This is a genomic window from Verrucosispora sp. SN26_14.1 (genome assembly GCF_004307965.1).
Taxonomy (GTDB): domain Bacteria; phylum Actinomycetota; class Actinomycetes; order Mycobacteriales; family Micromonosporaceae; genus Micromonospora.
In genome coordinates this window covers 1-4,249 of the sequence record NZ_SISL01000491.1, presented here as the reverse complement: position 1 = coordinate 4,249, position 4,249 = coordinate 1, and the positions used below count along the sequence as shown (strand labels likewise).

Annotated in this window: 5 protein-coding genes; 1 reads left to right on the top strand and 4 read right to left on the bottom strand. The window is 73.8% G+C overall.

The features are described from left to right. The coding region (locus EYA84_RS27715) for an HAD-IC family P-type ATPase (RefSeq protein WP_131056784.1) at positions 1-846 on the top strand (846 nt) is incomplete at its 5' end. Here the strand turns inward: EYA84_RS27715 and EYA84_RS27710 are convergent. From EYA84_RS27710 to EYA84_RS27695, 4 genes are read right to left on the bottom strand one after another with little or no spacing between them, the layout of a single operon-like run. Next, positions 825-1,898, bottom strand: a complete 1,074-nt coding sequence (locus EYA84_RS27710; RefSeq protein WP_131056789.1) for an ABC transporter ATP-binding protein — start codon at positions 1,896-1,898, stop codon at positions 825-827. The two genes, EYA84_RS27715 and EYA84_RS27710, sit on opposite strands and share 22 nt — an antisense overlap. Continuing rightward, positions 1,895-2,695, bottom strand: a complete 801-nt coding sequence (locus tag EYA84_RS27705) for an ABC transporter permease (protein WP_394347623.1) — start codon at positions 2,693-2,695, stop codon at positions 1,895-1,897. The genes EYA84_RS27710 and EYA84_RS27705 overlap by 4 nt, the downstream gene beginning before the upstream one ends. A gap of 15 nt (positions 2,696-2,710) precedes the next feature. Further along, positions 2,711-3,484 (bottom strand): molybdate ABC transporter substrate-binding protein, encoded by a 774-nt coding sequence (gene modA / locus EYA84_RS27700; protein WP_131056782.1) that lies wholly within the window; start codon positions 3,482-3,484, stop codon positions 2,711-2,713. Then, the gene (locus EYA84_RS27695; RefSeq protein ID WP_131056780.1) at positions 3,481-3,903 is read right to left on the bottom strand and encodes a molybdopterin-binding protein; all 423 of its coding nucleotides are present in this window, start codon (positions 3,901-3,903) and stop codon (positions 3,481-3,483) included. Before EYA84_RS27695 ends, modA begins: the two co-directional genes overlap by 4 nt. Between the last annotated feature and the right edge of the window lie 346 nt (positions 3,904-4,249).

The following is a 4,249-nucleotide window of genomic DNA, read 5'->3' as shown; positions in this document are numbered from 1 at the left end:
ACCGGATTCCGGTCGCTGCCCGGCCGGGGCGTCCGCGCCGAGGTGGACGGCGTCGCGTACGCGGTCGGCGGACCGGCGCTGCTGCGGGAGTTCGGCGTGAGCGTGCCCGAGAACCTCGCCCGACGGCAGCGGGAGTGGTCCGAGCGCGGCGCGGCGGTGCTGCACCTCCTGCGGGTGCAGGACGACGGGGAACGGGTGGTGGGTGCGCTCGCCCTGGAGGACGAGGTACGCCCGGAGGCTCGGCAGGCTGTCGCCGACCTGCGCGCTGAGGGCATCCGCAAGATCGTGATGATCACCGGTGATGCCCGTCCGGTGGCCGAGGCGGTCGCCGCCGATCTCGGGTTCCGCCCCGGAGAGGACGAGGTCTTCGCCGAGGTGCTGCCGGCGGAGAAGGACGACACGGTGGCGGACCTGCACCGGCGCGGGCTGCGGGTGGCGATGGTCGGTGACGGGGTGAACGACGCTCCGGCGCTGGCCCGCGCCACCGTGGGCATCGCGATCGGCGCGGGTACCGACGTGGCGATCGAGTCCGCCGGGGTGGTGCTCGCCTCCTCCGACCCGCGCGGCGTGACCGGGGTGATCCGGCTGTCCCGCGCCGCGTACCGGAAGATGGTCCAGAACCTGGTCTGGGCCGCCGGTTACAACGTGGTCGCGCTGCCGCTGGCCGCCGGGGTGCTGGCCGGGGTCGGAGTGGCGCTGAGCCCGGCGGTCGCGGCGGTGCTGATGTCCGCCTCGACCATCGTGGTCGCCCTCAACGCCCAACTGCTGCGCCGGGTCCGGCTCCGGCCGCAGGACCAGACCGGTGCGCGGCTCCGGCCGCAGGATCAGACCGGCCCGGCCGGGTAGGCGCGGGTCTCGGCGGCCTTGACCGCAGCCCAGACCGGTTGGCCCGGGGTGAGCGCGAGTTGCGCGGCGGCGGCCGGCGTGACGTCGGCCGCGACCTCGATCGGGCCGCTGAGCTGGATACGCAGGTTGTCGCCGTGCCGCTGGACGCCGGTGATGGTGGCCGGCCAGGTGTTGCGCGGGCTGCCGTCGGGCTGCCGGGGGTGCAGCGCCACCGCGGACGGCGGGAACGCCACGAACACGTCGCCGTCCTGCGGGTCCCCGGCGGTCAGCCGGAACCCGTCGGCGAGCCGGACCTGATGCCCGTTGGCCTGCCCCCGATACAGGTTGAGGCCGACCAGGCGGGCCACGTAGTCGGTGCGCGGCCGCGCGGTGATGGTGGCCGCGCTGCCCTCCTGTACGACCTCGCCCTGCTCGACGATGACCAGCCGGTCGGCGAGCACCAGCGCGTCGAGCGGGTCGTGCGTCACCAGCAGGGTGGCACCGGTGTGCGCGGCGAGGTGCCGCTGCAACTGGGCCCGGGTGTCGAGCCGGGTCCCGGCGTCGAGCGCGGCCAGCGGCTCGTCGAGCAGCAGCAGCGCCGGTTCCACCGCCAGCGCCCGGGCGAGGGCGACCCGCTGGGCCTGCCCGCCGGAGAGCTGCCGGGGCTTGTGCCCGGCGTGTGCGGTCAACCCCATCCGGGCCAGCCAGTCGGCGGCCCGGCTGCGGGCCTCCCGACGGTTGAGGCCCTGCCGACGCGGGCCGAACGCGACGTTGTCGACGGCGCTGAGGTGCGGAAAGAGCAGGTAGTCCTGGAAGACCACGCCGATGGAGCGGCGCTCGGGCGGGGTCCAGATCCGCCGCTCGGGATGGTCGAGGTCGCGGCCGTCCAGGGTGAGATGCCCGGCCGAGAGCGGAAGCAGCCCGGCGAGCGTACGCAGGGCCGTGGTCTTGCCGGCCCCGTTGGGCCCGAGCAGCGCGACCACCTCGCCGGGGCCGATGGTCAGCGGCAGGTCCAGCCGGAAGTCGCCGCGCGCCACCGTCAGGTGGGCGTCGAGCAGCGGCGAGGCGGTCATGGCGAGCTGATCCACCGGTCGCGGAGACAGGCCAGGATCACCACGGAGACGGTGAGCAGGATGAGACTGAGCACGATCGCGGCCTCCAGGTCGGTCTCCAGCGCCAGATAGACGGCCAACGGCATGGTCTGCGTCCGGCCGGGATAGTTGCCGGCGAACGTGATGGTGGCCCCGAACTCGCCGAGCGCGCGGGCCCAGCAGAGCACCGCCCCCGCCGCGATACCGGGTGCCACCAGCGGCAGTGTGACGTGGGTGAAGGTGGTCCACCGGCCCGCGCCGAGGGTCGCGGCGGCCTCCTCGTACCGGGTGTCCGCGCCCCGTAACGCCCCCTCCACCGCGATGATCAGGAAGGGCATGGCCACGAACGCCTCGGCGAGCACCACCGCCGTGGTGGTGAACGGCACCGTGATGCCGAACGTACTGTCCAACCAGGAACCGACCAGCCCGCGCCGGCCGAACACCAGCAGCAGCGCCACGCCGCCGACCACCGGAGGCAGCACCAGCGGCACCGTGATGAGGGCGCGCACCACCCGGCGGCCGGGGAACGACACCCGGGCCAGCAACCAGGCCAGCGGGATGCCGAGGACCAGGCAGAGCAGGGTGGCCAGCGAGGCGGTCTGCACCGACAGCCGCAACGCGGTCAGCACGCCCGGTTCGGTGAGCCGCTGCGGCAGCGTGCTCCACGGTGTCCGGACCAGCAGCCCGACCAACGGCAGCACCAGGAAGACCATCCCGAGCGTCGCGGGCACCAGCAGGGCGATCGGTATCCGCCCGGTGCGGCGGGTACGTGTGGGCACGGCGCGGGTCACGGGCTACGGCGCCTGGAATCCGGCCTCGGTGAGCACGGCCTGCCCGGTGTCGGAGCGGACGTACTCCACGAAGGCCCGCGCGGTCGTCGTGTTCCGCGCCTCCCTGAGCACCAGGATCGGATAGTCGTTGATCGCCTCCGCCGACTCGGGGAACTCCACGCCGTCCACGTCTGCGGCAGCGGCCCGCGCGTCGGTCCGATAGACCAGCGCGGCGTCCACCTCGCCCAGGCGCACCTTGGAGAGCGCGGCCTTCACGTCCTGCTCCAGGGTGACCGGGGTGAGCGCCACCCCGGCCGCGTCCAGCACCATCCGTGCCGCCGCCCCGCACGGCACCTGCTCGGCGCAGAGGGCCACCTTCGCGCCGGGCCTGGTCAGGTCACTCAGCCCGGTCACCCGGTCGGGGTTGCCCTCGGGTACGGCGATGACGAGCTGGTTGCGCACGAGGGTGACCGGCTCGCCGTCGCCGTTGCCCGCCTCGGTGACGGTGGCCATCGGGGCGGGGGCGGCGGAGGCGAACACGTCGGCGGGTGCGCCCTGGTTGATCTGGGTGGCCAGCGCGGAGCTGCCGGCGAAACTGAACGTCACCTTCACGCCCTGGTGGGCCGCTTCGAAGTCCCGCCCGATCCGGGTGAACGACTCGGTCAGTGACGCGGCGGCGAAGACGGTCAGCTCACCGCCGATCCCGGTGCCGTCGGTCGTCGGGTCGGCGGGGTCCTCGGCGCATCCGACGAGCAGTGCGAGTGCGGTGACGGCGGCCAGCAGACGTACTGCTCTCACGCGTGGGCCCTTCCTCTGCTGCCGGTCACGGCAGGCTTCTCCACCACGACGGTGGTCGACTTGATCACTGCTTCCGCCACCGAGCCGACCTCCAGGCCGAGGTGGTCGACCGCTTCCCGGCTCATCAGCGAGACCAGCCGGAACGGCCCGGCCTGGATGTCGACCTGGGCCATCACCGCGTCCTTGACCACAGCGGTGACGATGCCGCGCAGCCGGTTCCGCGCCGAGGACTCGTCGGTCCGCCCGCCGGGCTCGGCGGCCTGGGCGCGGACGAACGCGGCCAGCTCGACGCCGTCGATCACCCGGTGGCCGTGCTCGTCACGGTCGGCGGTGAGCCGACCGGCGTCCACCCACCGACGCATGGTGTCGACGCTGACCCCGAGCAACTCGGCCGCCTCACCCATCCGGAACATCGTCACGGACGGATCGTAACGGCCGCAGGTGCGGCTCGACAGGCCCGATCACGGTCGCATTCACGATGACCTTTGCCCGATACCGGCCGAACCTGCCGCGCCCGGGGAACGACCGTGATCCGGGTTACCTGGCGGCCCGGAACTTCCGAGGCGTCGGGGCCGACCAAGCTCACGAGATCGCTCATCGAGGGGAAGCCCATGCCCAGCACCGCGTCCCGCCGGCTCGTCCGCCCGGCACTCCTGCTCACCGGCGTCGTCCTGGCCGCCGCCGTCGTGGGCTGCGGCTCGTCCGACGACACCTCCACCGCCGCCCCCGGCCCGTCGGCCACCCCGGCCGCCGCCGCGTCGAGCG

Excerpts from the sequence above, each read along its gene's own strand:
- EYA84_RS27710 (WP_131056789.1), bottom strand. The coding sequence starts at position 1,898 with ATGACCGCCTCGCCGCTGCTCGACGCCCACCTGACGGTGGCGCGCGGC.